Here is a 26,702-nt window from a genome sequence, read left to right on the forward strand (position 1 = left end):
AAACAGAATTTGCTTGGCGACCATAGCGTTGTGGACCCACCTGACTCCATGCCGAACTCAGAAGTGAAACGCAATAGCGCCGATGGTAGTGTGGGGCTTCCCCATGTGAGAGTAGGACATCGCCAGGCTTTAAATTAAGGAACCACGTTGTAAAACGTGTTTGCCACTGCGGAGTGGTAGTTCAGTTGGTTAGAATACCGGCCTGTCACGCCGGGGGTCGCGGGTTCGAGTCCCGTCCACTCCGCCACTTATTAGAGAACCCGATGCGAAAGCGTCGGGTTTTTTATTATCTAAGATTTGGTTGCTTCCTTTTCAAGGGAGTCGAGTCCCGGTTGATGGCAACCTCCGCCATTCCGTCACTTATTAAGAAGCCTCGTCGAAAGACGAGGTATTTTGCTATCTGCAAAATACTAAACCCTAAACCCTAGTCTAAGCGTCCCCTTCGAATGACTAGGGCTTTTTTACGTTTTGTAAGGTTCCAAACTGTCTCAAAGCCTCCTTTACTTCCTCATTAAAAGTGTCCCGTCTCTAGTATTCTGTTGCCCCAGTTGCTCTCATACTTGTTTAGCACACTTCTATTTCTAATTTAGTACCCGACCGTTTGCATCGATTCTTTAGATTTGAACTTAATTTTTCTCGCAAATTTAACCGTCGTCATAATTTTAGTTAGCTCTGCTTTTAAAGATATCGCCGTCATGTATTCTTCATCAAAATGCAATATTTCGTACGTTAACGGTATCTGAGCTAGAAAATGAAGTTAAAAAATCAGACATATTTATTATCGCTAATTATCCTAATAGCCGTAGTAGCAGTTGCTATTTCGGGGCTTTGGTCCCTGCGTGTCGCCAGTAATAGCGATAACAAGGCCAGGGTAACTGAGATCTTTACCAGCACTTACTCAACGGTCGTTGAGCTAGAAAAGCTTGCTCAGGACGGCACACTCTCTGAGTCAGAAGCAAAAGCAATCGCTACCCGTATACTCAGAAACAATGTGTATAAAGACAATGAGTATGTGTATGTTGCCGATGAGCAGATGATTTTTATTGCTGCTCCCTTAGATCCTCAACTACATGGTACTAGCTTCCACGATTTCAAAGACAGCACCGGTCGCAGCGTTGCGGATATCATCCTAAGTAAGCTTGGTAACACCACAGGAGCTCTGATTGAATATCATTGGTCTCAAGCTCTTCCTGACGGATCTGTGGAGGACAAACTTTCAATTGCTGAGCGAACGCCACATTGGAACTGGGTTGTTGGTACTGGGATTGGATTTAATGAGGTGAACGAACGTTTTTGGTCAACCGCTAAATGGCAGCTTTCATTTTGTTTGGCCATCATAGTCGCCATCGTTGGTCTATTATTGATTTCTCTAAGTCGAATGACTTCTATTCTTGGTGGAGAGCCTTCTGATGTGCTTAAGGCTGTAAGAGATGTCGCAGATGGCAAGCTAAAGACTCGCTTTGAGCATAAGGCGATAGAGGGCAGTATCTTTCACTCGGTGCAATCGATGAACTTATCGCTCGCTGCACTGCTCTCTAGCATCGAAAAGGTAACAGCTTCGATCACAACACAATTATCCGACGCAGACTCTCGCTCATCGGTAATTGCATCTCTTACATCGACTCAGCAGCAAAGTACCGAAATGATAGCCACAGCGATGACCGAAATGGCGTCTTCGGCTTCTCACGTTGCTCAGTCGGCAACAGATGCAGCACTTAGTACTGATGAGGCTGATAAGCAGAGCCAACAGGTGAGTGAACTCATTCTTGCAACCGTTTCTAATATCGAAGGCCTGGCTACTCAGTTAGAGGGCGCTAGCGCAGCAGTCTCCGACCTAGATAGCGACGTGCATAACATTGCGCGTGTTCTCGATGTGATAGGCGATATTGCAGAACAAACCAACTTGTTAGCGCTGAATGCTGCGATAGAGGCAGCGCGAGCAGGAGAGCAGGGAAGAGGGTTTGCGGTAGTAGCCGATGAGGTTCGAAACCTAGCGGGTCGCACGCAGCAAAGTACCAAAGAGATTCAGGAGATGATTGGAAACCTGCAGTCAGGCTCTCAGAATGCCATCCAAAGCATCTTACTATGTGCAGAGACAAGCCAAGCAACCGTATCGGAGTCACAAACAGCTTCACAAGCGTTACAGGAGGTTGTGTTGAGTCTTGAGGCTATTACAGAAAAGAGCCAACAGATAGCGACAGCTGCGGCAGAGCAGACCGAGGTTAGTGATGATATCTCTCAGCGTATCAATATGATTGAGCATAGTGGTAGTGAGTTAAGAAGCGTTGTGGACGAAACCAAGCGTTCAACACAAACTCTGAACCAGCTTTCTGAAGACTTAAGTTCGAAAGTAGCCCGTTTTGAGGTGGCATAATGCAAAACACAGCGAGTTGTAGGCGTTAAAATAGATACTTTTTTGGTGCTTAAGAACTATCTCGAGCCTAGCAATAACGTGGTCTACAAATGGCTGACACACTGCTAGGGCTTGTTTTTGAGCACCAAACGAATAAAAATAGAACGCTGAGTATATAAAAGCAACAAACGATATTTTTTTTGCAATTTAGTGTTGACCTAAAGACCGAAAAACCGTTTAATACACCTCGTCGCCCGGATAGCTCAGTCGGTAGAGCAGAGGATTGAAAATCCTCGTGTCGGTGGTTCGATTCCGCCTCCGGGCACCACAATTTAAATTGTTGGTGCTAAGACAATTAGTACGAGCAATAACAAATAAAGTGTCGCCGACTTAGCTCAGTAGGTAGAGCAACTGACTTGTAATCAGTAGGTCACCAGTTCGATTCCGGTAGTCGGCACCATTTATTACTTAAAGTAATTCCCCCTTAGTTCAGTTGGTAGAACGGCGGACTGTTAATCCGTATGTCGCAGGTTCGAGTCCCGCAGGGGGAGCCACTTTCAAAAGTAAGCGAAAGCTTGCTTTAAGTGCCGACTTAGCTCAGTAGGTAGAGCAACTGACTTGTAATCAGTAGGTCACCAGTTCGATTCCGGTAGTCGGCACCACTTTATTGCTAAAAGCAATTCCCCCTTAGTTCAGTTGGTAGAACGGCGGACTGTTAATCCGTATGTCGCAGGTTCGAGTCCCGCAGGGGGAGCCACTTTAAAAAAGCCGCATCGAAAGATGCGGCTTTTTTGCATCTGAAATCGCAACGCTGACACTAACTCATATCAATCTTAATCCCCCTAAGCGGATTTTTCTCTTGAGATTCACTTTCTTGAATCTTTAGCATTAGCCTGAGATCATTTTGAGAGTCTGCACTGTGCAAAGCGTCTTCTTGATTGATCTTTCCTGCCCTAACCAATTGATATAGCGCCTGATCAAATGTTTGCATTCCAACATCATTACTTTTCGTCATTGCTGCTTTGAGCTCGTGCAGGGCGCCTTTGCGGATAAGGTCTGAGATTCTTGGACTGCTCAACATAACCTCAAAAACCCCATGCCTACCTTGTGCATGTTTATCTCTAATAAGCTGCTGAGCGACAATGCCTCTGAGGTTCGCAGAGAGATCAAACAGGAACTGCTCCTTACGCTCTTTTGGCACTAAGTGAAGTATCCTCTCTAAGGCTTGATTCGCGTTGTTCGCATGTAGTGTTGCCATACATAGGTGACCCGTTTCGGCAAAAGCCATTGCGTACTCCATGGTTGAACGGTTACGAATCTCGCCAATGACGATCATATCTGGTGCTTGTCGAAGAGAGTTTTTGAGTGCGATGTCGTAGCTTTCAGTGTCTAGCCCTACTTCCCTCTGGGTAACAATGCATTTTTGATGTTGGTGGACGAACTCGATAGGGTCCTCCACCGTCAGTATATGTCCACTGCGGTGGCGGTTCCTGTAACCTGTCATTGCCGCCATAGTTGTAGACTTACCAGAGCCAGTTCCTCCAACGATCAGCACTAGCCCACGCTTGGCGATAGCAAGATCTTGTACTACATCAGGAAGTGCGAGTTCTTCAAAACTGGGAATGTGAGTTTCGATACGCCTTATGACCGCACCTGGCAGCTCTCTTTGAAAGAACGCACTAACTCGAAAACGCCCATAAGTCTTAACAATGGCAAAATTTGCTTCTTTACTTGCCTGGTATTCTTGATAACTCGAACTATCCATTACCTCTTGTAGCAGTGAGTGAACATCGTGGTGATGCAGGGCTGAGCCGTGCGGCTTTAGATCTCCATCCACTCTAAATAAGACGGGGGCATCCGCGGTTAAATAAAGATCGGACGCTCTACACACGAGCATCTGCTTCAAAATATTATCCATCGTATCCATAGATATGACCTACATAGGCATCGGTTGTTGTATGAAGACTCTTTTATTTATCTCCTCAACATCGACCAACCCTTGTGATAAGAGTTGCTGAGCATTCTGCTCCATCGTTTGCATGCCGTGCGCAGCGCCAGTTTGAATGACCGAAAACATTTGAGCTACCTTGTCTTCACGTATTAGATTCCGGATCGCAGGGGTTCCCATCATAATCTCGTGACATGCTACCCGGCCACCACCGAGGCGTTTTAGCAGTGTTTGGGCAATCACCGCTCTTAATGATTCAGACAGCATAGATCTGACCATACCTTTCTCCTGTGCCGGGAAAACGTCAATGATTCGGTCAATAGACTTTGCAGCGGAATTCGTGTGCATCGTGCCGAACACTAAGTGCCCTGTCTCGGCCGCGGTCAGGGCGAGACTGATGGTTTCATGGTCTCTTAATTCACCCACTAGGATGATGTCAGGATCTTCTCTAAGCGCCGATCTGAGAGCTGCTTTAAAGCTATGGGTATCTCGGTGTACTTCTCGTTGATTGACTAGGCATTTCTTATTGCGATGCACAAACTCAATGGGGTCTTCAATAGTAAGGATGTGCTTGTTTTGAAACTCGTTGATGTGATTTACCATTGCTGCAAGCGTGGTGGATTTTCCTGAGCCCGTAGGACCTGTCACAAGCACTAATCCATTTTCGAGGTTCGCTAATTCGGCAAACTTTCTTGGGGCGTCAATCTCTTCGAGTGTTGGAGGGGATGTGGGTATATTTCGAAACACGGCAGCACAACCGCGGGATTGATTAAATGCATTAACGCGAAAGCGACCAATGTTCGGGAGTTCAAAGGAGAAGTCGATTTCTAGATGTTCTTCATATTCACTGCGCTGCTTGTCATTCATGATGTCAAAGATGAGCCGGTGCACATCAGAATGTTCGAGTGATGGTATCTCCAGTTTTCTGACTTCGCCATCAATTCTAACCATGGGGGAAACCCCAGCAGAAAGGTGTAGATCTGATGCATTATGCTTTACACTGAAGTCTAGTAACTCGGTGATATCCATTCATTTTCCTTTTGACTTTATATCTATGACTAGCATTCAGAACAATATACAAATTATCAACTCGCAAATTGCGGCTACGGAGCAAAAATGCGGGAGAGTGCAAGGTGGGGTGCAATTGCTCGCGGTAAGCAAAACCAAGCCTGTGGAAGCCATCTTAGAAGCGTGCCAATCTGGGCAGCGTATGTTTGGTGAAAACTATGTGCAAGAAGGTGTGTCTAAGGTAGCGCTGTTCAGAGAACAACACTCTGATCTCGATATCGAATGGCACTTTATCGGTCCGATTCAATCCAATAAAACCCGCCCTGTTGCGGAGCATTTTGACTGGGTTCATACCATTGATAGAGCTAAAATTGCTCAGCGCTTAAGTGATCAAAGACCGGAAAATATGTCGCCGATACAAGTGCTCATTCAGGTGAACACAAGTGGTGAAACCAGTAAGTCTGGAGTCAATGATGAGCAAGTCTTTGAACTTGCGCAGTTGATATCTGAGCTGCCAAACCTCACGTTAAGAGGAGTGATGTCAATTCCGGAAAATGTTAGCGACTACGAGTCACAGTTAGCTGCGTTTAAGGGACTTGCTGAAGTTAAAGCGAAATTGGCACAGAAATACCCAAGTGTTGATACTCTGTCGATGGGCATGAGTGGCGACATGGAAGCTGCGATTGAAGCGGGAAGTACCATAGTTCGTATTGGTACCGCTATATTTGGCGCAAGAGATTACAGTAACAAAGCTTAGTTAGCTCCGCTCACAAGCTTTCATTTAGGAACAGATTCATGGAACAAAGAAAAGTCGCGTTTATTGGCGCGGGTAATATGACGCGCTCAATTGTGGCTGGACTCGTCGCAAGTGGCTACGAGCCTAGTTCTATTACTGCGACCAATCGCAGCGAAGCAAAGCTCATTGCAATGCAGCAAGACTTTGGTGTGCAGGTAACCACAGATAATGTTGCCGCTGCGGAGCAGGCTGACGTTATCGTTATGGCAGTGAAGCCTCAGTTGATGGAAGAGGTCGCAAAACCGCTTCAAGGCATCGATTTTAGTGGTAAGTTAGTGATCTCTATTGCTGCGGGCATCAACGTAGCAAGGATGCAGCAGATGTTTGGCTGCGAGCTAAATCTGATTCGAGTGATGCCAAACACGCCATCGCTGGTTGGTAAGGGCATGAGTGGTCTTTTTGCTTCTTCAGTAACACCAAAAACCGATAAACAGTTTGCAGGTGATTTAATGCAAGCTGTTGGCGAGGTATGCTGGGTCGAACAAGAATCCGGTATTAACGATGTGATAGCAGCAGCAGGCAGTGCACCAGCTTACTTCTTCTTGTTTATGGAAGCGATTCAACAGCAAGCGATAGAGAGTGGTTTTGATTCCGAGACTGCTCGTATGCTGGTTCAGCAAACGGCGTTGGGTGCCGCCACTATGGTTGTTGAGAACCCTGAAACGGATCTTGCGACGCTTCGTCAGCAGGTTACCTCTAAAGGTGGGACCACAGCAGAAGCCGTGCGCACCTTTGAAGAAAGTGATATCCGTGGCATTGTAGCCAAAGCGATGCAGGCGGCAGTAACGCGTGCAGAAGAAATGGAAAAACTGTTCTAATCCCAATAATGATAATTCGTAAGGGCTTTATATGAATTCAATGAGTTTTTTAGTCTCGACCTTGTTTGATCTCTATATCATGGTCGTTATTTTGCGTATCTGGCTGCAAGCCGCTCGCGCTGATTTTTACAACCCATTCTCTCAATTTATCGTCAAAGCGACCCAGCCAGTGGTAGCGCCGCTGCGTCGTGTTATTCCGTCGATCGGCAGTATCGATATGGCAACGGTTCTATTTGCTTATCTACTCAGCGTGGGTAAGTTTGTCGCGTTGGTTCTGGTTTCGTCGGGTGGCAACATTAGCCTAGATGCAGGCTTCTTTATTTGGGGTGGCTTGTCGTTACTAAAAGCTGCTGGCGGTCTATTGTTCTGGGTGCTTTTGATCCGCGCTATCCTGAGCTGGGTTAGCCAAGGTCGTAGCCCAATCGAGTATGTGTTTCATCAACTAACTGAGCCTATGTTGGCACCAATTCGCCGCATTATTCCAGCGATGGGCGGATTTGACCTCAGTGTGTTAGTACTGTTTATCTTACTGCAGTTTGCTAACTTCCTGATGGGTGATTTGATTGGTCCAATCTGGTACCGACTATAATGCCAGCGGTTGTTAGGGTCGGTGACGATCTTATCCTGCGTATCTACGTACAGCCTAAAGCAAGCCGAGACAAATTGGTGGGGGAGCATGGCGATGAGTTTAAAGTTGCAATTACAGCTCCTCCTGTCGATGGCAAGGCGAATGCCCACCTGAGCAAATACTTGGCGAAGCAGTTTAAGGTAGCTAAAGGTCAGGTAGTGATAGAGAAGGGGGAATTGGGACGGCATAAGCAATTGCGGATTGTCGCGCCAACTCAGATCCCCAACGAATTCCAAGCCCTCTTATGAGGGCTTTTTACAAGGAGAGATAGGATGAAAAAATCGTTGTTATTCATCTTTGCAATACTCGCGAGTGGTCTAGCACAAGCTGGACAGTTTAAAACCATCAAAGATGCTGAGGTGCACTATGTGGTGTTTAACTCAACTTTCATGACGCCGCAAATTGCTCGCAGCTATGGTCTCAAGCGAAATGAATTTACCGCTACGGTGAATGTGAGTGTGTTAGATAGAGCAAGTACCGGTAAACCTGCAATGGCGGTTGGGATTGAAGGTTCTGCAAAAAACCTCATCGGTCAAACGAGAACGCTCGAGTTTAAGGAAATTAAAGAGGGAGATGCGATATACTACCTCGCTCAATTTCCTATCGTAAACGAAGATACCTACAAGTTCACGATTGATATTGACGCAGGAAACAAAGGGCGTGGTCCTATTTCCTTTAGCCAGAAACTCTATGTTGAACAATAATCTCGAGACATCCCCATGAACAAAAAAATCGTCCTAGCGACAGGAAACCAAGGCAAAGTAAAAGAGATGGCAGACTTGCTGTCTGATTTTGGTTTTGAGGTTCACGCTCAAAGTGAGTATCAGGTTTCTGACGTTGAAGAAACGGGTACTACGTTTATCGAAAACGCCATTATTAAGGCGCGCCATGCTGCTCAGGAAACGGGTCTTGCAGCCATTGCAGACGATTCTGGTCTAGAGATTGATTACCTAAAAGGTGCTCCTGGTATTTACTCTGCTCGTTACTATGGTGAAGGGGCGACAGATAAGCTCAACCTAGAGAAAGTACTGAGCGAGATGCAAGGCGTCCCTGAAGAACAAAGAACAGCACGTTTCCATTGCGTGTTGGTATTGATGCGACACGCCGCCGATCCTACTCCGATTGTTTGTCATGGAAAGTGGGAAGGGCGCATCTTAACCGAGGCGAGTGGTGAGAATGGCTTTGGTTATGATCCAATCTTTTTTGTCCCTGAAGAAAACTGTGCATCTGCAGAGCTTGAACCAGTGCGCAAAAAGCAGCTGTCTCACCGTGGTAAGGCGTTGAAGGAGTTGTTCGCTACTATCAAGGCGCAAGGTCTATAACTCATGTCCACTCTCTCTGCGATAACGCCGCCACCGCTTAGTCTCTACATTCATATACCATGGTGTGTGCAGAAGTGCCCTTACTGTGATTTTAACTCTCATGCGCAAAAGGGTGAGATACCACAGCAGGCATACATTACTGCGCTTTTAGAAGACTTAGACGCTGATATTGCCCGCTATGAACTGGTTGATGATGAGCGTCCACTGCACTCGATCTTTATTGGTGGTGGAACGCCAAGCCTCATTGCTCCCGAGTTGATTCAGGAACTGCTAGATGGAGTAAGGCAGCGCATTCCATTTCGTGATGATATCGAAATCACCATGGAAGCGAACCCTGGGACAATCGAAGCTGCGAGGTTCAAGCGTTATCAAACTGGTGGGGTAACTCGCATTTCAATTGGAGTGCAGAGTTTTCAGCAGCAAAAGCTCGAGCGGCTGGGTCGTATTCACGGTGAAAGTGAGGCAATCAATGCTGCGAAGCTAGCGCACACCATTGGCTTAAACAGCTTTAACCTAGATTTGATGCACGGACTTCCTGAGCAGTCTGTCAGTGATGCACTGAGCGACTTGCAGCAAGCTATTGACCTAGCGCCACCTCATCTGTCTTGGTATCAGTTGACTATCGAGCCAAATACGCTGTTCTACTCAAAACCGCCAACCTTGCCTGATGATGATGATCTTTGGGATATCTATGAGCAAGGACATAAGATGCTTGAGGAAGCGGGTTATCAGCAATATGAGGTGTCGGGCTACAGTAAGCCTGATTACCAGTGTCAGCATAACCTTAACTACTGGCGATTTGGTGACTACCTTGGTATTGGTTGCGGTGCTCACGGTAAGTTGAGCTTTGAAGATGGGCGAATTGTTCGTACCACCAAGGTGAAGCATCCGCGAGGGTATCTGAATATGCTGAAACCGTATTTGGATTCTGAAACTCATGTCGAAGCTGATGAAAGACCGTTTGAGTTCTTTATCAACCGACTACGTCTACTCGAAGCGTGTCCAAAATCTGAGTTCACAGAACGCACAGGTTTGCCTTTAGATGCCATACGAACTCCAATGAACTATTGCATCGAAAATGGCTACATCGATGATTTGGAGCATAGCTGGATTGTGACGGAAAAAGGAAAGCTATTTCTAAATGATGTGCTGGAGCAATTTGAACTCGAGTAGTCGTTAGGTTCGCATTACTGTAGGTAAAATAAGAAGCTGGTGGATACCAGCTTCTTTCATTTCAATACTTAGAAAATCGAGCGACCAATTCTTTCCGATAGCATCTCTAAAGCACGAGTACCGGCTAGTGAGTTGCCTGACTTATCGAGTTCTGGTGACCAGACTGCAATAGTCATTTCCCCTGGAACAATTGCGATGATACCGCCGCCCACACCCGACTTACCGGGCATGCCTACTCGATACGCGAACTCGCCTGCACCATCATACAATCCACAAGTCGCCAGCAGCGCATTGAGCTGCTTGGTTTGAGTCGGTGTGATGATCTGCTTTTTGGTGTTGACCGACTGTCCTTGATTGGCAAGGTAACTAAACGTCTTAGCGAGATCGACACAGCTCATTTTAAGCGCGCAGGCATGGAAGTAGTTGTTGAGTACTGGGATAACATCGTTATTGAAGTTACCAAAAGAGCGCATCAGATAAGCGATAGCGGCATTTCTGTCGCTGTGCATCATCTCAGAGGCTGCAACAATCTTGTCATAGACAATATGGCTATCGCCAGATAACACGCGCACAAACTCCAATAAGCGCTGTCTAGGGGCTGACAGGCGGCTCTGCAGCAAATCCGCCACCACTATAGCGCCAGCATTGATGAATGGATTACGAGGAATACCTTGTTCCATTTCAAGCTGGATTAGCGAGTTAAAAGCTTGACCTGATGGTTCTTTGCCAACGCGTTGCCAGATTTCTTCTGGCTTATACAGCATCATAGCAAGCGTAAGGCTCAGGGCTTTCGAGATCGATTGAATAGAGAAGCTCTCTTCAGCATCGCCAGCGGTGATGACCTCACCTTCGTTGGTGTAGACCGCGATACCTAATTTGTTGCTTGGCACATTAGCAAGAGCAGGAATATAGTCCGCGACTTTGCCTTGTCCAATCAGCGGTTTTACTTCGCTTAAAATGGTAGAAAGGATCTGTTTTGTTGGTTTCATGGTTATTGTTCTCCCAACATTAGCGCTAAAAAAAGCCAACGTTGGGTTGGCTTTTCATTAATAAACTTTTGCGTTTTGCTTACGCAGTACGACGGTACTTGATATCCCAAACACCGTGACCTAGACGGTGACCACGAGCTTCGAACTTAGTCAGTGGACGCTCTTCTGGGCGCGGTACGAAATCACCATCGGTAGCAATGTTTTCAAAGCCAGGTGCTTCGTTCATGACTTCTACCATGTGTTCAGCGTAGTTCTCCCAGTCTGTTGCCATGTGGAAAATACCAGATTCAGGGATCAGTTTAGTTCTTACCATTTCTGCAAAATCTAGCTGAACAATACGGCGCTTGTGGTGACGCTTTTTGTGCCATGGGTCTGGGAAGAACAGTTGCAGCGTGCTTAGGCTGCCTTCAGGGATCATGTTGGCAAACACTTCAACCGCATCGTGACACATTACACGTAGGTTAGTGACACCTGCATCACGTGCAGAAGACAGACAAGCACCAACGCCTGGGCTGTGTACTTCAATACCAATGAAGTTCTTTTCTGGTGCGTTCTTTGCCATTTCAACCAGTGAAGCGCCCATACCGAAACCGATCTCTAGAACAACAGGGTTGTTGTTGCCAAACACCTGTTCCCAGTCGAGTAGTGACTCTTGATAATCAATACCCATCGTTGGCCAGCACGCTTCCATCGCCGCCTCTTGGCCTTTTGTTAGACGTCCTTCGCGACGAACAAAACTGCGAACTTTGCGAATCAGTTTGCCATCTTCAGTGTATTCGTTAGTAGTCACTTCACTCATTGGTTTAGCCTGTTCATTCAATAATCAGAGCGGGAATTATCCAAAGAATTTGCCATCAAGCAAGCATTATTGGATCAGAAATTCACGCGGTTTTACTTCTGTTACTAAGTGTGGTGCAATTTCCGGCAAATTATAAGAGAGAAGAGAAACATTGTGACGCCTTTTGCACGCTCAATATTAGACTGGTACGACAAATTTGGTCGTAAACAGTTGCCGTGGCAGCAAGACAAAACCGCTTATAAGGTGTGGCTGTCTGAGATCATGCTTCAGCAAACCCAGGTCGCGACCGTAATACCGTACTACGAGCGCTTTCTAGAACATTTCCCAACAGTTGAATCCTTAGCGAACGCGCCACAAGATGAGGTATTGCACCTCTGGACTGGCCTTGGCTACTACGCAAGAGCACGCAACCTTCATAAAGCCGCCAAAGTGGTCGTAGAACAATATGGGGGTGAATTTCCATTAACCTTAGAAGAGATGAATGCATTGCCGGGTGTTGGTCGCTCAACCGCCGCTGCAGTGCTGTCCTCGGTTCATAAATTGCCACATGCGATTCTTGATGGGAACGTCAAGCGCACCTTGGCTCGCAGTTTTGCAGTGGAAGGCTGGCCTGGGCAGAAAAAAGTAGAGAACCAGTTGTGGGAGATTGCTGAGCAGCATACGCCTAAAGTTGATACTGATAAGTATAATCAGGCCATGATGGATATGGGGGCGATGGTCTGCACGCGGAGCAAACCTAAGTGCACACTGTGTCCTATTGAGTCATTGTGTACGGCGAACAGGCAAGGAAATCCCCTCGACTATCCGGGCAAAAAGCCTAAGAAACAAAAGCCAGAGAAAGAGACCTGGTTTGTGATTGTTAAACACAACCAAGAGCTGTGGCTTGCTCAGCGCCCGCAGACGGGGATTTGGGGTGGGCTGTTTTGTTTTCCAGAAAGCCCAACAGCGGATATTGAGCCAGTACTCGAGGGGTTAGGCATTCGTGAAGCCATGGTAGCCTCAAAAGACGTTGAGATAGCGTTTAGACATACCTTTAGCCATTATCACTTGGATATCACCCCAATCGTCGTGACGCTGAACCAGCTTCCGACAATGATGATGGAAGAGTCTAAAGGTCTTTGGTATAACATTACCCAACCAGAAAAGGTGGGGCTGGCTGCACCAGTGAAGCAGCTGATTGACACCTTACAACGACATTAATTGAGGATAACATTATGAGCCGTATGGTTTTTTGTGCTCGTCTACAGAAAGATGCTGAAGGCCTAGACTTTCAACTGTACCCAGGAGAGCTGGGTAAGCGTATCTTCGATAATATTTCTAAAGAAGCGTGGGCGGAGTGGCAATCTAAGCAGACGATGCTGATCAATGAAAAGAAGCTGAATATGATGGATCCTGAACATCGTAAGCTGCTTGAAGCTGAGATGGTTAACTTCTTGTTTGAAGGAAAAGACGTCATTATCGACGGCTACACGCCACCATCTGAGTAATTGACCAAGGAATGAATCAAGCACCACCTCACGGGTGGTGTTTTTAAATGGTACCTATGAAGAAGTTAATCTATTTTTTAACGCCGCTGCTATTGCTCGGTTGTAGCCGTGAGTTCATCGAAAAGATCTATGATGTGAACTACGAACCAACTAACCGCTTTGCTAAGAATTTGGCTCAACTGCCAGGCCAGTACGTTAAAGATGTTGCTGCACTGGATGCGCTTATCAGCAGCTTTAACGGCAACATCGAGAAGCGTTGGGGTAGCCGCGAGATTAAGGTTGCAGGCAAGAGTAACTACGTTAAATACATAGATAACTATTTGAGCCGTGCTGAGGTTAACTTCAGCAAAGGTTTGATTACCATAGAGACCGTATCACCGACAGAGCCTGAAAAGCACCTCAAAACAGCGATCGTGACGACGCTGCTTACACCAGATGATCCATCGAGTGTAGATTTGTTCTCATCAAAAGGGATTACGCTCGAAGGTCAGCCATTTTTGTACAATCAGGTTGTCGACCAAGAGAAGAAGCCGATTCAATGGACTTGGCGTGCAAATCGTTTTGCGGACTACCTGATAGCCAACAAGCTCAAAACCAAGAATGTAGATTACAAGAAGGCGTATTACGTTGAGATCCCTATGGTGGCGGATCACTTCAAACAGCGAAGTTATCAATATTCGGATATCGTCCGTCGTGCCTCTCAGCGCTACGACATTCCAGAGGATCTGATTTACGCCATCATTAAGACCGAGAGTAGTTTTAACCCGTATGCGGTGAGCTGGGCGAATGCCTATGGTTTGATGCAGGTGGTGCCGAAGACGGCAGGGCGAGATGTGTTTAAGCTCGTGAAGAATAAACCGGGCGAACCAACCCCAGAGTACTTGTTTAATCCAGAGCAGAACATCGATACCGGCACGGCTTACTTTTACATTCTAAAAAACCGTTACCTTCGAGATGTGCGTCACCCACTGTCGCTTGAATACAGCATGATATCGGCGTACAACGGTGGCACAGGTGGCGTATTGAATACATTCCATCGTACCGACCGAAAACGGGCGATGAATGATCTCAATTCACTCCAGCCTAATCAGGTTTATTGGGCGCTGACGAAAAAGCACCCAAATGCTGAAGCTCGTCGTTATCTAGAGAAAGTGACTAAATTCAAAAAAGATTTTAATGCTGGAAAAGGCTAATTTTGCCAAATTTGCCTAAAACAAATACGATCCGCTGAAAAATGCAGCGCTTGAACGCTTTTTTAAAGTTTTTTTCAAAAAAGCGTTGACGGGAGGACCGAAAATCCGTTTAATAGCGCCCCGTTGCCCGGATAGCTCAGTCGGTAGAGCAGAGGATTGAAAATCCTCGTGTCGGTGGTTCGATTCCGCCTCCGGGCACCACAATTTAGATTGTTGGTGTTGTTAACAGAAACACGAGCAATAACAAATAAAGTGTCGCCGACTTAGCTCAGTAGGTAGAGCAACTGACTTGTAATCAGTAGGTCACCAGTTCGATTCCGGTAGTCGGCACCATTTATTTGCCTCGATAGCTCAGTTGGTAGAGCAGCGGATTGAAAATCCGCGTGTCGGTGGTTCGACTCCGCCTCGAGGCACCATTATTTAGTGTAAAGCTGATAATGGTCTTACGACCTAGCTTACACAAATAATTCCCCCTTAGTTCAGTTGGTAGAACGGCGGACTGTTAATCCGTATGTCGCAGGTTCGAGTCCCGCAGGGGGAGCCACTTTAAAAAAGGCCGTATCGAAAGATACGGCCTTTTTGCATTTGATGCTCCCAAGCTTTGCAAGCTTGATGTCGCAGAGCTAGCCGCCCGCGTACGAGGCCCGAAGGGGGAGCCACTTTAAAAAAAGCTGCATCGAAAGATGCGGCTTTTTTGCATTTTAAATTTCCCAAACTTTTAGTCCATTCTGTAAAGCAATAAAAAAGCCCCGCAAATTCTGCGAGGCTATTTAGAGTCACTTTGCTGCTAATCCTGCTGAGCTTTTATCTCGCCATCAGGCTGCGTTTCTTTCTGCATCTCTTTCTCTGCTAACTTAGCTTTCTCAATCATAGGGGTAATGGTTGAGCCTTGAATCAAGATAGAGAACACCACAACCGAGTAGGTCATGACCATGATGATCTCTTTAACGTCGATGAGCTTATCCTCAATCACCCAGATACCGGACGGGATAGAGAGTGCCATTGCCAGCGCAAGACCGCCGCGTAAGCCACCCCACGTTAAAATACGCACCGACCAAGGGTTATAGCGGCGATAGCGCTTAAAGCCCACGTAGGCCAGCGCTACACTCAAATAACGCGCACAAAGTACAAGCGGTACTGAAACGGCCATCATGATCCAGTCTTCTTGATGGAATTGGAATAGCAGCATCGACATACCGATGAGTAGGAACAGCACACCATTTAAGAATTCGTCTACAAGCTCCCAGAAGTGGTCGAGGTGTTCCTCTGACTGTTTTGAAAAGCCAATGTAACGTGTCCAGTTGCCAATCATAATGCCGGAAACGACCATAGATAATGGTCCAGATACATGTAGGAACTCTGCAAACGCATAGCCTGCGGTTGGTATACCTATCGTTAGTAGCAGCTCCATTGAGTGATCGTCTGTCGAGCTAATCAGATAGTGGAATACCAGACCTAGAACAAAGCCATAAACAATTCCGCCAATGGCTTCTTGTAAGAACAGCATAGTCACGCTGCCTACCGTTGGTGCCTCTGTGCCGAATGCAATCGTAAACAGGGTGACAAAGATAACCAGACCAAAACCATCGTTAAATAGGGATTCTCCTTCTACTTGCGTTGATACACGTTGTGGCGCATCCAACTTTTTAACGATCGCAAGAACGGCGATAGGGTCGGTAGGGGAGATCAAGGCGCCGAATAGCAAGCAGTAGATAAGATCAAATTGAAGGCCAATCAGTAAACAGAAGCCATACAGCACAAACCCGATAAAGAAGGTAGAGAATAGCGTCGCGCCTAAAGCAAGGACGGTAATTTCCCATTTTTGATCTTTAAGGTGGGGCAGTTTGATACCTAAACCACCGGCAAACAGCAGGAAGCCGAGGATCCCTTGGAGTAGGAAGTCTTCAAAATCGATATCAGCGACGGTTTCGGTCGCGAGTTCGGTTAACTGAAACCAATCATTTTGGCCTGCGATTAAGATGAGCAGTGATAGCATCATAGCGCCGGCGGTAATTGCAATGGTGGTTTGCATCTTACCTATCTTGCTATTTATTAGAGCAATTAACATGGCTGCTGCGGACAAAAAGCATAAAGTCTGATAGACGGACATCACTTCACCTAGATATGTAAATAAATGTTAATGGGATTTTGTTCTTCTCACCTGTGAATATCAATCACTATTTGTGAATTTATTCTTCGCACTTATAGATTAGGGCGAGTTACGCGATGTTGTTGTTTTTTATTCACTCAGTCGAGTGAGTAGACAACGAACAACTTGTTTCTGTTCCGAGAGTCCGATAATTTGAGGGGATAACAAATCAGTAAAGATTTTTTAGACGTCTAGATTTCTAAAAAATCTGTGATACGATGACAGCATTAGCAAGGAATGAGGCAGTATCGTGGGAAGCAGTAAGTACGTTGAAGGCAAGAAAGCTCTTAGCAAAAAAACTCAGATAGAAAATCAGCTCAAGCAGCGTATTCTTTTGATCGATGGTGGTATGGGCACCATGATCCAAGGATACAAACTTGAGGAAGAGGACTATCGCGGCGAGCGTTTTGCAGATTGGCAGTGTGATCTTAAAGGCAACAATGACCTTTTAGTATTAACTCAGCCAGACCTGATTAAAGAGATCCATAGTGCCTACCTAGAAGCGGGTGCGGACATTCTTGAAACTAACACCTTCAACGCTACCACGATCGCTATGGCAGATTACGAGATGGAATCACTGAGTGAGGAAATCAACTACGAAGCCGCTAGACTTGCCAGAATTGCTGCCGATGAGTGGACAGCTAAAACACCAGAGCGACCTCGCTATGTTGCCGGTGTTCTTGGTCCAACCAACCGTACGTGTTCTATCTCCCCAGACGTAAATGATCCGGGCTACCGTAATGTTAGCTTTGATGAGCTGGTGGAAGCATACTCTGAATCCACTCGTGCGCTGATTCGTGGCGGCAGTGACCTAATCCTTATTGAAACCATTTTCGATACGCTGAATGCCAAAGCTTGTTCGTTCGCGGTTGAATCCGTGTTTGAAGAGCTAGGTATCGAGCTTCCAGTGATGATCTCAGGCACCATTACCGATGCGTCTGGTCGTACCCTTTCAGGGCAAACTACCGAAGCTTTCTACAACGCATTGCGCCACGTGAAGCCAATCTCTTTCGGTCTCAACTGTGCTCTTGGACCTGATGAGTTAAGACAATATGTTGAAGAGATGTCTCGCATCTCCGAAGGTTTTGTCTCTGCGCACCCGAATGCCGGTCTACCGAATGCCTTTGGTGAATACGATCTTTCTCCTGAAGAAATGGCTGAGCACATCGGTGAATGGGCACGAAGCGGCTTCCTAAACCTAGTGGGTGGCTGTTGTGGTACTACGCCTGAACACATTCGCCAGATGGCACAGGCTGTCGAGGGTGTGACTCCTCGTCCACTGCCTGAGCTCCCTGTCGCTTGTAGGCTATCTGGTCTAGAGCCTCTTACTATTGAGAAAGAATCGCTATTCATTAACGTTGGTGAGCGTACCAACGTGACAGGTTCTGCACGCTTTAAGCGCCTTATCAAAGAAGAGCTTTATGATGAAGCGCTAGAAGTGGCTCGTCAGCAAGTTGAAAATGGCGCGCAGATCATCGATATCAACATGGATGAGGGCATGCTAGATGCCGAAGCCTGTATGGTTCGATTCCTAAATCTGTGTGCCTCTGAGCCTGAGATCTCCAAAGTGCCAATCATGGTTGACTCTTCTAAGTGGGAAGTCATCGAGGCGGGTCTTAAGTGTATCCAAGGCAAAGGCATTGTTAACTCAATCTCGCTCAAAGAAGGCAAAGAGAAATTCGTTGAACAAGCGAAACTGATCCGCCGTTATGGCGCAGCCGTTATCGTGATGGCGTTTGACGAAGTGGGGCAGGCGGAAACTCGCGAGCGTAAGCTAGAAATCTGTACCAATGCCTATCGTATTCTTGTTGATGAAGTTGGCTTCCCACCAGAAGATATCATCTTTGACCCGAATATCTTCGCGGTAGCGACGGGTATTGAAGAGCACAATAACTACGCAGTCGACTTTATTGAAGCAGTAGCAGACATTAAACGTGACCTGCCACATGCGATGATCTCTGGTGGCGTATCAAATGTTTCCTTCTCGTTCCGTGGTAACAACTATGTTCGTGAAGCGATTCATGCCGTGTTCCTTTACCACTGTTTCAAGAACGGTATGGACATGGGTATCGTTAACGCCGGTCAGCTTGAGATCTACGATAACGTTCCAGACAAGCTGCGTGAGGCTGTAGAGGATGTGGTACTCAACCGTCGTGATGATGGTACCGAGCGCCTACTTGATATAGCCGCTGAATACGCTAATAAAGGCGTTGGCAAAGAAGATGATGCCAGTGCGCTAGAGTGGCGTACATGGTCAGTAGAGAAGCGTCTAGAGCATGCGCTTGTGAAAGGTATCACTGAGTTCATCGTTGAAGATACCGAAGAAGCGCGCGTCAATGCCTCAAAACCTCTCGAGGTAATTGAAGGCCCACTAATGGATGGTATGAACGTGGTCGGTGACCTATTTGGTGAAGGTAAGATGTTCCTTCCTCAGGTAGTAAAATCGGCACGTGTAATGAAGCAGGCTGTAGCGCATCTAGAGCCATATATTAATGCATCCAAGCAGGCAGGTTCGAGCAACGGTAAGATCCTTCTTGCGACCGTTAAGGGTGATGTTCATGATATCGGCAAGAACATCGTTGGCGTGGTTTTGCAGTGTAACAACTACGAGATCATCGACCTTGGCGTCATGGTGCCTTGTGAGAAAATCCTTAAAGTTGCCAAAGAAGAAAACGTCGACATCATTGGCTTGTCTGGTCTCATTACTCCATCGCTCGATGAAATGGTTCACGTCGCCAAAGAGATGGAGCGTCAAGGCTTCGACCTACCGCTACTAATTGGTGGCGCGACGACATCAAAAGCACACACTGCGGTTAAGATTGAGCAGAACTACAGCGAGCCTGTGGTTTATGTCAACAACGCATCACGAGCAGTGGGTGTGTGTACTTCGCTACTTTCCAACGAACTAAAACCTGCGTTTGTTGAGAAGCTAGATATCGATTACGAGCGCGTTCGTGACCAGCACAATCGCAAGAAACCACGCACTAAGCCAGTCACATTGGAAAAAGCGCGTGAAAACAAGGTCGATATCGACTGGCAGAATTACACGCCGCCAAAACCGGCTAAGCCAGGCGTGCACGTGTTTGAAGATTTCGATGTTGCGACACTGCGTAATTACATCGACTGGACACCATTCTTTATGACGTGGTCGCTGGTGGGCAAGTACCCAGCCATTCTAGAGCACGAAGAAGTAGGTGAAGAGGCGAAGCGTTTGTACAAAGACGCTAACGACCTACTCGATCGCGTTGAACGAAAAGGGTTGCTAAAAGCCGCGGGCATGTGTGCATTGTTCCCAGCAGCGTCTGTGGGTGACGACATCGAAGTTTATACCGATGAAACACGCAGTGAAGTTCGCACTGTCCTTCATAACCTTCGCCAGCAAACTGAAAAACCAAAAGGCTTTAACTACTGTCTATCGGACTACATTGCACCGAAGGAGAGTGGCAAGCAAGATTGGATTGGTGCCTTCGCGGTAACCGGTGGCATTGGCGAACGAGAACTTGCCGATGAATACAAGGCGCAAGGTGATGATTACAATGCCATCATGATCCAAGCGGTAGCTGACCGATTAGCTGAAGCTTTTGCTGAGTACCTGCACGAGAAAGTGCGTAAAGAAATCTGGGGCTACTCTGCGGATGAAGCGCTGTCGAATGACGACCTTATCCGTGAGAAATACCAAGGTATTCGCCCTGCACCTGGCTATCCAGCGTGTCCAGAGCACACAGAGAAAGGCTCGCTATGGGAGATGCTTAATGTCGAAGAGACTATAGGTATGTCTCTGACCACTAGCTATGCGATGTGGCCGGGCGCGTCGGTATCGGGTTGGTACTTCTCGCACCCAGACTCTCGCTACTTTGCTATCGCTCAGATTCAGCAAGACCAAGTTGATAGCTACGCAGACCGAAAAGGTTGGAGTATGGAAGAAGCAGAAAAGTGGCTTGGTCCTAACATCAACTAGTCATAGATTAAAACGCAAAACGGCACCGAAAGGTGCCGTTTTTTCTTGGGTATTCAATTCTGATTAGCGTTTTGTCTTTGGGAAAACCTTCACCATCTTAATGCGGTTTTCCTCAAGCTCTACTATTTCCATCGGATGGTCAGCGACCTGCACGCTTAGGTGGCTTTCAGGGATGTCTTCTAAGTACTCTAGAATCAAACCGTTTAAGGTGCGCGGGCCGTCAGTTGGGAGTGTCCACTTAAGCCCTTTATTGATGTCTCGAATGTTAGCACTGCCCTCAATAAGGAAACTGCCATCGCCTTGAGGCGTAATTTCGTCAGACAGAGTAGGCGCCATTGAGGTGGTAAACTCGCCCACGATCTCTTCCAGAATATCTTCGAGAGTCACGAGCCCATTGATATCACCATACTCATCAACGATAAGACCGATACGCTCTTTATTGCGTTGGAACTTAAGCATCTGCACGTTGAGAGGTGTCCCTTCAGGGATGAAGTAAACTTCGTCTGCACTTCGCAGCAGGGTCTCTTTTGTGAACTCGTTTTTCTCAAGCATCAGACGATATGATTCACGTAGTCTTAGCATGCCCACGACCTCATCGATTTGATCTCGATACAGCACCACTCTGCCATGAGGCGAGTGCGTTAGCTGACGAACAATCGATTTCCAGTCATCGTTGATATTGATGCCGGTGATCTCGTTACGTGGAATCATGATGTCGTTTACGGTCACGTGCTCAAGGTCGAGGATCGAAATCAACATATCTTGGTGGCGGCGAGGGATCAGCGAGCCCGCTTCGTTTACCACTGTTCGCAGCTCTTCTGAACTCAAGTGATCTTCATCGTTATGGTCGACACGAAGTCCAAGCAGGCGGATAAAACCGTTGGTAATGAAGTTGACCAGGATAACAAGAGGCGAGAGCAGCTTCATCAAGATGGTGAGCACGATACTACTCATAAACGACACGCGCTCAGGATAAAGAGCGGCGAGCGTTTTTGGCGTTACTTCTGCGAACACCAAGATAATCATAGTCAGTGCACCTGTCGCGATCGCGACACCGAGGTCACCGAACAAACGCAGACCAAGTACCGTAGCGATTGCAGACGCCAGTATATTAACTAGGTTATTACCGATAAGGATCAGGCCGATGAGTCGGTCGGGGCGGCTAAGCAGTTTCTCAACACGCTTTGCACCTTTATGGCCTGTTTTGGATAAGTGTTTAAGTCTGTATCGGTTCAAAGACATCATCCCTGTCTCTGAGCCCGAGAAATAGCCGGAAATTACAATTAGACCTGCAAGGATTGCAAATAAAATACCGGTCGAAATGTCGTCCAATGCCCTAGAATTCCTTTAGTTAATAGCTGGTTAATTTATGAACTACTTAAACCTTGTTGTCAACGCGCCTTTGGTCGTAGAGCGTTGATGAAGTCGCCTAGTTCAAGATGATCTCTCTTACAAAGCGGCTGCCAAAGTAAGCGAGTGTGAGAAGTGTGGCCCCAGCAACCGCAAACCAAGTGACTTTTTTGCCGCGCCAGCCCTTTTGATAGTGACCCCATAGAAGCACGGTGTAGATAACCCACGCCATAAACGACAACACACCTTTGTGAGCTTTTCCTTGTGCAAACATATCCTGCACAAATACAAAGCCTGTGACCAAGGTAGCGGTTAATAGCCCAGTACCAATCAAGATGATCTTGAAAAGTTGTCTTTCCACCATCATTAATGGAGGAAGGTTAGGGTTGATGGTGAGCGCTTTCTTATTCTTCAGTTTGTGATCAAGCCAAGCTAGTTGAATGGCATAGAGTGCGCCAATCGATAGCGTTGAGTATGAGAAAAGTGCTAGCGAGATATGAATCAGTAGCTTTGGGTTGTGCTCTAGATGAGTGATGAAAGCCGTTGGTACAAAGGTCGCTGCTGATAAGTTGATTGCAGCAAAGCTGTAGACAACAGGAAGCAAAAACCAAATACGTGTTTTCACCATAGCCACGCTCATAAATAGCGAGATGATGAAGCTAATTAAAGACGCGACATTCAAAATACTGAGGTTTTGACCTGCACCACTAAAGATGAGATCGCTGAGTAACACCGCGTGAAAAGTCAGCGCTAAAACAGCACTAACCAGAACAGTTTTCGTACGGATCCCGACCTGATTGACCAAGCCTGGGATGATTGTTGCGATGGCCAAGCTATAAAGAATAGCGGCCGCAATTGCGATTAAACTGTCCATTTTTCCTAAAAAATCGATTGCTTAGAGCCCGAATTATACCCTGCATCGTCCTATTGGGCTACGCCAGATGTAAAAACTATTGACTCGTATTTGATCTTGTTAGATATGACTCTCACTGCTGGCTAAGGTATACTCACTGCAATTGATCGCCAGTTTGAAGCGAAGAGAAAGAAATGTTTGAGAATTTAACGGATCGTCTATCCAAAACGCTGAAGAATATCAGCGGTAAAGGTCGTCTGACCGAAGACAACATCAAAGACACGCTGCGCGAAGTTCGCATGGCGCTACTTGAGGCGGACGTTGCTCTGCCCGTTGTTCGTGAGTTTATCAAAGGTGTTAAAGAGCGCGCTGTTGGTGTTGAGGTGTCTAAATCACTTACGCCAGGTCAGGAGTTCATCAAGATTGTTCAAGCTGAGCTTGAGCAAGTTATGGGTGAATCGAACGAAGCGCTTGATCTTGCTGCGCAGCCGCCAGCTGTCATTCTTATGGCGGGTCTACAAGGTGCAGGTAAAACCACCAGTGTGGGCAAGCTCTCTAAGCTTCTAAATGAGCGCGAGAAAAAGAAAGTACTGGTTGTGTCTGCCGACGTATACCGTCCAGCGGCAATCAAGCAGCTTGAAACACTAGCCGGTGATGTGGGTGTGGACTTCTTCCCATCGACAGCCGATCAAAAGCCAATCGACATTGCTAATGCTGCTATCGACCATGCTAAGAAGAAATTCTACGATGTATTGATTGTAGATACCGCAGGTCGCCTAGCGGTTGACCACGAAATGATGGATGAAATCCAGCAGCTTCACACGGCAATCAACCCAGTTGAAACCCTGTTCGTGGTTGACGCCATGACAGGTCAAGATGCGGCGAACACGGCGAAAGCCTTCGGTGATGCACTGCCACTAACAGGTGTAATCCTGACTAAGGTGGATGGTGATGCACGTGGTGGTGCGGCACTTTCAGTTCGCCATATCACCGGCAAACCAATCAAGTTCTTGGGCGTGGGTGAGAAGACTGACGCTCTAGAACCGTTCCATCCAGATCGTGTTGCTTCACGTATCCTTGGTATGGGTGACGTTCTTTCCCTTATCGAAGACCTTCAGCGTAATGTCGATACTGAGAAAGCTGAGAAGATGGCGAAGAAATTCAAGGAGAAGAAAGGCTTTGACCTTGAAGACTTCCGCGAACAGCTTGGTCAGATGCAGAACATGGGCGGTATGATGGGCATGATGGATAAACTTCCAGGTATGTCAAACCTGCCAGACAACGTCAAAGATAAAGTTGACGACAAGATGTTCAAGCAGATGGAAGCCATCATCAACTCGATGACAATGAAAGAGCGTCAGCGTCCTGAGCTTATCAAAGGTTCTCGCAAAAAACGTATCGCGGCAGGTTCTGGTACTCAGGTACAAGATGTGAACCGCCTGCTTAAGCAATTCACCCAAATGCAGAAGATGATGAAGAAGATGCAGAAAGGTGGTATGCGCGGCATGATGCGTAATATGCAGGGCATGATGGGTGGCATGGGCGGTATGGGCGGCGGTGGCAATCCGTTTGGCCGATAATCTCGCGATTCGCGAAGGGTAACAGAGCGACTGAAAGCAACTCATTGATCTTTCAAACTGTTACCCAGCTCACATCTTCACCAGAGCCCAAAAACTGGTGAAAAAATAGCTAAACCCCTTGCAATGCCTCGGAATAAGAGTAAAATTCCGAGGCTTTATTTTGGCACGAGACCTCAGGTTGCTCATTTGAGAAACATTTCTGAGGTCATTTTTATTATTGAGAAAGCAAAGAGGACGATATGGTTACCATTCGTTTGGCACGTCACGGCGCTAAGAAGCGTCCATTCTATCAAATCGTAGTAGCGGACAGCCGCAATGCAGCAACTGGCCGTTTCATCGAGAAAGTGGGTTTCTTTAACCCAACTGCTAAAGGTCAAGAAGAAGGTCTACGTCTAGACCTTGAGCGCGTTAACCACTGGGTTGGTCAAGGCGCAACAGTTTCTGACCGCGTTGCTAAGCTAGTTAAAGACGCTCAAAAAGCGGCTTAATTCTAGTTAAGTAAGCAGTATGTCGTCGATGAAAGGTAAAGACACAATGAGCAATCAAGACGAAAGAATTGTTGTAGGTAAATTTGGTTCTACTTACGGCATTCGCGGATGGCTTAAGGTGTTTACCTACACAGACAATCCTGAAAGTATTTTCGATTACAGCCCTTGGTATATTAACCAAAAGGGTGAATGGGTAGAGTACAAAGTTGAAAGTTGGAAGCGCCATAACAAAGGTATGGTGTGTAAGCTAGAAGGTCTTGAGGTTCGTGAAGAAGCTCACCTACTGACCAACTTCGAGATTGCAATCGACCCAGCTGTGCTACCAGAGCTGTCAGAAGATGAATTCTACTGGCGCGAATTGTTCGGTATGAAAGTAGTGACCACGAAAGGTTATGACCTAGGGGAAGTAACTGACATCATGGAAACTGGTTCGAACGATGTTTTGGTTGTGAAAGCAAATCTGAAAGATGCTTTTGGGCAAAAGGAACGGTTGGTACCGTACCTTGAAGAGCAAGTGATCAAGAAAGTTGATCGCGAAGCTCAACGGATCGAAGTTGACTGGGATCCTGGATTCTAATTCATTTTTAGTAACTCAATAGAGCGAGAGAACAGATGTGGGTTGGCGTAATTAGCCTTTTTCCAGACATGTTCCGCAGCGTTACTGATTATGGAGTAACAGGTCAAGCGGTTAAAAAAGGTCTACTGTCGATTGAGACATGGAATCCTCGTGATTTCAGTCACGACAAACATCGCACTGTCGATGATAGACCTTACGGTGGTGGTCCTGGCATGTTGATGATGGTTCAGCCATTGCGCGATGCCATTCACGCAGCCAAACAGGCATCACCGGGTAAGACGAAAGTCATTTACCTTTCTCCTCAAGGTCGTAAGCTCGACCAGACTGGGGTAGAAGAACTAGCGAAAAACGACAACCTTGTGTTGATTTGTGGACGCTACGAAGGGGTAGATGAGCGCATCATCCAAACTGAGGTTGACGAAGAATGGTCAATTGGAGATTTTGTGATGACAGGTGGGGAAATCCCGGCCATGACGCTAATCGACTCAGTCTCACGGTTTGTTCCGGGAGTACTAGGCGATTTTGCTTCAGCAGAAGAAGATTCTTTTGCAAATGGCTTACTAGATTGTCCACACTATACGCGCCCTGAAGTTCTAGACGATTTAGAGGTACCAAGTGTCCTCAAGTCTGGCAACCACAAGGACATTCGTCGCTGGCGACTACAGCAGTCGTTAGGCCGTACTTGGCTAAGAAGACCGGAGCTCCTGGAAAACCTAGCTCTGACTGACGAACAGGAACAATTACTTGCCGAGTTCATTAAAGAGACTCGAAATAACAGCAAGTAACCTATTTAATTTAGTATCAGTTTATTCTAGGAATTTAAGAACATGAGTAACATCATCAAGGCTCTTGAAGAAGAGCAAATGAAATCAGGCCTACCTAAATTTGCACCAGGTGACACTGTTGTAGTTCAGGTTAAAGTAAAAGAAGGTGACCGTGAGCGTCTACAGGCTTACGAAGGCGTTGTAATCGCTATCCGTAACCGTGGTCTTCACTCTGCTTTCACTGTTCGTAAGATCTCGAACGGCGAAGGTGTTGAGCGTACGTTCCAAACTCACTCTCCAATGGTTGATAGCATCGAAGTTAAACGCCGTGGTGCAGTACGTCGTGCCAAGCTGTACTACCTACGTGAGCGTTCTGGTAAGTCTGCTCGTATCAAAGAGAAACTTGCTAAGAAGTAATGCTATTTTACTAGCGTTCTCAAATATTAAGCGGAGTCCTCGGACTCCGCTT

Annotated in this window: 24 protein-coding genes, 10 tRNA genes and 1 rRNA gene; 28 read left to right on the plus strand and 7 right to left on the minus strand. The window is 46.7% G+C overall.

The features are described 5' to 3' along the window. Positions 1 to 12 precede the first annotated feature (12 nt). From rrf to J4N45_RS02020, 8 genes are all read left to right on the plus strand, one after another. Positions 13 to 128 (plus strand): 5S ribosomal RNA (rrf, locus tag J4N45_RS01985). A gap of 42 nt (positions 129 to 170) precedes the next feature. After that, positions 171 to 247 (plus strand) — tRNA-Asp (locus J4N45_RS01990). Between the two features lie 504 nt (positions 248 to 751). Continuing rightward, the gene (locus J4N45_RS01995) at positions 752 to 2,374 is read left to right on the plus strand and encodes a methyl-accepting chemotaxis protein (RefSeq protein ID WP_252013309.1); all 1,623 of its coding nucleotides are present in this window, start codon (positions 752 to 754) and stop codon (positions 2,372 to 2,374) included. A gap of 231 nt (positions 2,375 to 2,605) precedes the next feature. Continuing rightward, positions 2,606 to 2,681: transfer RNA gene (locus J4N45_RS02000), tRNA-Phe, on the plus strand. Between the two features lie 56 nt (positions 2,682 to 2,737). Further along, positions 2,738 to 2,813: transfer RNA gene (locus J4N45_RS02005), tRNA-Thr, on the plus strand. Between the two features lie 18 nt (positions 2,814 to 2,831). Next, a tRNA-Asn gene (locus J4N45_RS02010) sits at positions 2,832 to 2,907 on the plus strand. A 32-nt stretch (positions 2,908 to 2,939) separates the two neighbouring features. Then, positions 2,940 to 3,015: transfer RNA gene (locus J4N45_RS02015), tRNA-Thr, on the plus strand. 19 nt (positions 3,016 to 3,034) lie between these two features. Continuing rightward, a tRNA-Asn gene (locus J4N45_RS02020) sits at positions 3,035 to 3,110 on the plus strand. 60 nt (positions 3,111 to 3,170) lie between these two features. On the opposite strand, the gene J4N45_RS02025 is transcribed toward J4N45_RS02020, so the two are convergent. Together J4N45_RS02025 and J4N45_RS02030 are read right to left on the minus strand one after the other, a co-directional pair. After that, on the minus strand, positions 3,171 to 4,280 hold the full coding sequence (locus J4N45_RS02025; protein WP_252013311.1) for a PilT/PilU family type 4a pilus ATPase: 1,110 nt from the start codon (positions 4,278 to 4,280) through the stop codon (positions 3,171 to 3,173). A gap of 9 nt (positions 4,281 to 4,289) precedes the next feature. Further along, complete coding sequence (locus tag J4N45_RS02030; RefSeq protein ID WP_252013313.1) at positions 4,290 to 5,330, minus strand: type IV pilus twitching motility protein PilT; 1,041 nt, start codon at positions 5,328 to 5,330, stop codon at positions 4,290 to 4,292. 25 nt (positions 5,331 to 5,355) lie between these two features. On the opposite strand from J4N45_RS02030, the gene J4N45_RS02035 reads away from it, so the two are divergent. The 7 genes from J4N45_RS02035 to hemW are packed head-to-tail and all read left to right on the plus strand — an operon-like array spanning position 5,356 to position 10,046. Next, positions 5,356 to 6,066, plus strand: a complete 711-nt coding sequence (locus J4N45_RS02035) for a YggS family pyridoxal phosphate-dependent enzyme (protein WP_252013315.1) — start codon at positions 5,356 to 5,358, stop codon at positions 6,064 to 6,066. Positions 6,067 to 6,104: 38 nt separating this feature from the next. Then, positions 6,105 to 6,923 (plus strand): pyrroline-5-carboxylate reductase, encoded by an 819-nt coding sequence (proC, locus tag J4N45_RS02040; protein ID WP_252013317.1) that lies wholly within the window; start codon positions 6,105 to 6,107, stop codon positions 6,921 to 6,923. Between the two features lie 31 nt (positions 6,924 to 6,954). Continuing rightward, positions 6,955 to 7,512, plus strand: coding sequence for a YggT family protein (locus J4N45_RS02045; RefSeq protein WP_128650533.1), 558 nt, complete (start codon positions 6,955 to 6,957; stop codon positions 7,510 to 7,512). Next, the gene (gene yggU / locus J4N45_RS02050; RefSeq protein WP_042475818.1) at positions 7,512 to 7,799 is read left to right on the plus strand and encodes a DUF167 family protein YggU; all 288 of its coding nucleotides are present in this window, start codon (positions 7,512 to 7,514) and stop codon (positions 7,797 to 7,799) included. The genes J4N45_RS02045 and yggU overlap by 1 nt, the downstream gene beginning before the upstream one ends. Before the next feature lie 24 nt (positions 7,800 to 7,823). Continuing rightward, positions 7,824 to 8,255 (plus strand): DUF4426 domain-containing protein, encoded by a 432-nt coding sequence (locus J4N45_RS02055; protein ID WP_252013319.1) that lies wholly within the window; start codon positions 7,824 to 7,826, stop codon positions 8,253 to 8,255. A gap of 15 nt (positions 8,256 to 8,270) precedes the next feature. Then, positions 8,271 to 8,873, plus strand: coding sequence for an XTP/dITP diphosphatase (locus J4N45_RS02060; RefSeq protein ID WP_252013321.1), 603 nt, complete (start codon positions 8,271 to 8,273; stop codon positions 8,871 to 8,873). A gap of 3 nt (positions 8,874 to 8,876) precedes the next feature. Next, complete coding sequence (hemW, locus tag J4N45_RS02065) at positions 8,877 to 10,046, plus strand: radical SAM family heme chaperone HemW (RefSeq protein WP_252013323.1); 1,170 nt, start codon at positions 8,877 to 8,879, stop codon at positions 10,044 to 10,046. Positions 10,047 to 10,114: 68 nt separating this feature from the next. Here hemW and glsB read toward each other — a convergent pair whose 3' ends face one another. Together glsB and trmB are read right to left on the minus strand one after the other, a co-directional pair. Beyond that, the gene (glsB, locus tag J4N45_RS02070; RefSeq protein ID WP_042475829.1) at positions 10,115 to 11,035 is read right to left on the minus strand and encodes a glutaminase B; all 921 of its coding nucleotides are present in this window, start codon (positions 11,033 to 11,035) and stop codon (positions 10,115 to 10,117) included. 79 nt (positions 11,036 to 11,114) lie between these two features. Then, positions 11,115 to 11,834 carry a tRNA (guanosine(46)-N7)-methyltransferase TrmB gene (gene trmB / locus J4N45_RS02075; RefSeq protein WP_042475833.1) on the minus strand — a complete coding sequence of 240 codons (720 nt, stop codon included), beginning with the start codon at positions 11,832 to 11,834 and terminating at the stop codon, positions 11,115 to 11,117. Between the two features lie 153 nt (positions 11,835 to 11,987). On the opposite strand from trmB, the gene mutY reads away from it, so the two are divergent. The 7 genes from mutY (at position 11,988) to J4N45_RS02110 (ending at position 15,058) form a co-directional block, all read left to right on the plus strand. Continuing rightward, positions 11,988 to 13,034: an A/G-specific adenine glycosylase gene (gene mutY, locus J4N45_RS02080; protein ID WP_234494585.1), complete on the plus strand. Its 1,047-nt coding sequence runs from the start codon at positions 11,988 to 11,990 to the stop codon at positions 13,032 to 13,034. 14 nt (positions 13,035 to 13,048) lie between these two features. Beyond that, a complete protein-coding gene (locus J4N45_RS02085; protein WP_042475836.1) occupies positions 13,049 to 13,321 on the plus strand; it encodes an oxidative damage protection protein in 273 nt (90 codons plus the stop codon). Between the two features lie 56 nt (positions 13,322 to 13,377). Beyond that, the gene (mltC, locus tag J4N45_RS02090) at positions 13,378 to 14,514 is read left to right on the plus strand and encodes a membrane-bound lytic murein transglycosylase MltC (protein ID WP_252013332.1); all 1,137 of its coding nucleotides are present in this window, start codon (positions 13,378 to 13,380) and stop codon (positions 14,512 to 14,514) included. A 125-nt stretch (positions 14,515 to 14,639) separates the two neighbouring features. Then, a tRNA-Phe gene (locus J4N45_RS02095) sits at positions 14,640 to 14,715 on the plus strand. A 56-nt stretch (positions 14,716 to 14,771) separates the two neighbouring features. After that, a tRNA-Thr gene (locus J4N45_RS02100) sits at positions 14,772 to 14,847 on the plus strand. Between the two features lie 7 nt (positions 14,848 to 14,854). Continuing rightward, positions 14,855 to 14,930 (plus strand) — tRNA-Phe (locus J4N45_RS02105). A 52-nt stretch (positions 14,931 to 14,982) separates the two neighbouring features. Continuing rightward, positions 14,983 to 15,058, plus strand: a tRNA-Asn gene (locus J4N45_RS02110). A gap of 243 nt (positions 15,059 to 15,301) precedes the next feature. Here the strand turns inward: J4N45_RS02110 and J4N45_RS02115 are convergent. Next, positions 15,302 to 16,624, minus strand: a complete 1,323-nt coding sequence (locus J4N45_RS02115) for a cation:proton antiporter (RefSeq protein WP_252013334.1) — start codon at positions 16,622 to 16,624, stop codon at positions 15,302 to 15,304. Positions 16,625 to 16,913: 289 nt separating this feature from the next. Here J4N45_RS02115 and metH point away from each other — a divergent pair, with 289 nt between their 5' ends. Then, positions 16,914 to 20,621 carry a methionine synthase gene (gene metH / locus J4N45_RS02120; RefSeq protein ID WP_252013337.1) on the plus strand — a complete coding sequence of 1,236 codons (3,708 nt, stop codon included), beginning with the start codon at positions 16,914 to 16,916 and terminating at the stop codon, positions 20,619 to 20,621. 63 nt (positions 20,622 to 20,684) lie between these two features. On the opposite strand, the gene J4N45_RS02125 is transcribed toward metH, so the two are convergent. Both J4N45_RS02125 and J4N45_RS02130 read right to left on the minus strand, forming a co-directional pair. Then, entirely contained in the window at positions 20,685 to 21,953 is a 1,269-nt protein-coding gene (locus tag J4N45_RS02125) for an HlyC/CorC family transporter (RefSeq protein WP_042475840.1), read from the minus strand. A 97-nt stretch (positions 21,954 to 22,050) separates the two neighbouring features. Further along, positions 22,051 to 22,845, minus strand: coding sequence for a cytochrome C assembly family protein (locus J4N45_RS02130; RefSeq protein ID WP_128647936.1), 795 nt, complete (start codon positions 22,843 to 22,845; stop codon positions 22,051 to 22,053). A 173-nt stretch (positions 22,846 to 23,018) separates the two neighbouring features. Here J4N45_RS02130 and ffh point away from each other — a divergent pair, with 173 nt between their 5' ends. The 5 genes from ffh to rplS all read left to right on the plus strand — a co-directional run bounded on the left by ffh (position 23,019) and on the right by rplS (position 26,650). Further along, positions 23,019 to 24,404, plus strand: a complete 1,386-nt coding sequence (ffh, locus tag J4N45_RS02135; protein WP_042475848.1) for a signal recognition particle protein — start codon at positions 23,019 to 23,021, stop codon at positions 24,402 to 24,404. Positions 24,405 to 24,643: 239 nt separating this feature from the next. Beyond that, positions 24,644 to 24,892, plus strand: a complete 249-nt coding sequence (gene rpsP, locus J4N45_RS02140; protein ID WP_042475851.1) for a 30S ribosomal protein S16 — start codon at positions 24,644 to 24,646, stop codon at positions 24,890 to 24,892. A 46-nt stretch (positions 24,893 to 24,938) separates the two neighbouring features. Next, a complete protein-coding gene (rimM, locus tag J4N45_RS02145) occupies positions 24,939 to 25,469 on the plus strand; it encodes a ribosome maturation factor RimM (RefSeq protein ID WP_042476112.1) in 531 nt (176 codons plus the stop codon). Positions 25,470 to 25,504: 35 nt separating this feature from the next. After that, on the plus strand, positions 25,505 to 26,254 hold the full coding sequence (gene trmD / locus J4N45_RS02150) for a tRNA (guanosine(37)-N1)-methyltransferase TrmD (protein WP_252013339.1): 750 nt from the start codon (positions 25,505 to 25,507) through the stop codon (positions 26,252 to 26,254). Between the two features lie 42 nt (positions 26,255 to 26,296). Beyond that, entirely contained in the window at positions 26,297 to 26,650 is a 354-nt protein-coding gene (gene rplS, locus J4N45_RS02155; RefSeq protein ID WP_006074418.1) for a 50S ribosomal protein L19, read from the plus strand. The last annotated feature ends 52 nt before the right edge of the window (positions 26,651 to 26,702 follow it).

This window comes from Vibrio sp. SCSIO 43140 (assembly GCF_023716585.1).
GTDB lineage: Bacteria > Pseudomonadota > Gammaproteobacteria > Enterobacterales > Vibrionaceae > Vibrio > Vibrio maritimus_B.

Excerpts from the sequence above, each read along its gene's own strand:
- J4N45_RS01995 (WP_252013309.1), top strand. The coding sequence starts at position 752 with ATGAAGTTAAAAAATCAGACATATTTATTATCGCTAATTATCCTAATA.
- J4N45_RS02025 (WP_252013311.1), bottom strand. The coding sequence starts at position 4,280 with ATGGATACGATGGATAATATTTTGAAGCAGATGCTCGTGTGTAGAGCG.
- J4N45_RS02030 (WP_252013313.1), bottom strand. The coding sequence starts at position 5,330 with ATGGATATCACCGAGTTACTAGACTTCAGTGTAAAGCATAATGCATCA.
- J4N45_RS02035 (WP_252013315.1), top strand. The coding sequence starts at position 5,356 with ATGACTAGCATTCAGAACAATATACAAATTATCAACTCGCAAATTGCG.
- proC (WP_252013317.1), top strand. The coding sequence starts at position 6,105 with ATGGAACAAAGAAAAGTCGCGTTTATTGGCGCGGGTAATATGACGCGC.
- J4N45_RS02045 (WP_128650533.1), top strand. The coding sequence starts at position 6,955 with ATGAATTCAATGAGTTTTTTAGTCTCGACCTTGTTTGATCTCTATATC.
- yggU (WP_042475818.1), top strand. The coding sequence starts at position 7,512 with ATGCCAGCGGTTGTTAGGGTCGGTGACGATCTTATCCTGCGTATCTAC.
- J4N45_RS02055 (WP_252013319.1), top strand. The coding sequence starts at position 7,824 with ATGAAAAAATCGTTGTTATTCATCTTTGCAATACTCGCGAGTGGTCTA.
- J4N45_RS02060 (WP_252013321.1), top strand. The coding sequence starts at position 8,271 with ATGAACAAAAAAATCGTCCTAGCGACAGGAAACCAAGGCAAAGTAAAA.
- hemW (WP_252013323.1), top strand. The coding sequence starts at position 8,877 with ATGTCCACTCTCTCTGCGATAACGCCGCCACCGCTTAGTCTCTACATT.
- glsB (WP_042475829.1), bottom strand. The coding sequence starts at position 11,035 with ATGAAACCAACAAAACAGATCCTTTCTACCATTTTAAGCGAAGTAAAA.
- trmB (WP_042475833.1), bottom strand. The coding sequence starts at position 11,834 with ATGAGTGAAGTGACTACTAACGAATACACTGAAGATGGCAAACTGATT.
- J4N45_RS02085 (WP_042475836.1), top strand. The coding sequence starts at position 13,049 with ATGAGCCGTATGGTTTTTTGTGCTCGTCTACAGAAAGATGCTGAAGGC.
- mltC (WP_252013332.1), top strand. The coding sequence starts at position 13,378 with ATGAAGAAGTTAATCTATTTTTTAACGCCGCTGCTATTGCTCGGTTGT.
- J4N45_RS02115 (WP_252013334.1), bottom strand. The coding sequence starts at position 16,624 with ATGTCCGTCTATCAGACTTTATGCTTTTTGTCCGCAGCAGCCATGTTA.
- J4N45_RS02130 (WP_128647936.1), bottom strand. The coding sequence starts at position 22,845 with ATGGACAGTTTAATCGCAATTGCGGCCGCTATTCTTTATAGCTTGGCC.
- ffh (WP_042475848.1), top strand. The coding sequence starts at position 23,019 with ATGTTTGAGAATTTAACGGATCGTCTATCCAAAACGCTGAAGAATATC.
- rpsP (WP_042475851.1), top strand. The coding sequence starts at position 24,644 with ATGGTTACCATTCGTTTGGCACGTCACGGCGCTAAGAAGCGTCCATTC.
- rimM (WP_042476112.1), top strand. The coding sequence starts at position 24,939 with ATGAGCAATCAAGACGAAAGAATTGTTGTAGGTAAATTTGGTTCTACT.
- trmD (WP_252013339.1), top strand. The coding sequence starts at position 25,505 with ATGTGGGTTGGCGTAATTAGCCTTTTTCCAGACATGTTCCGCAGCGTT.
- rplS (WP_006074418.1), top strand. The coding sequence starts at position 26,297 with ATGAGTAACATCATCAAGGCTCTTGAAGAAGAGCAAATGAAATCAGGC.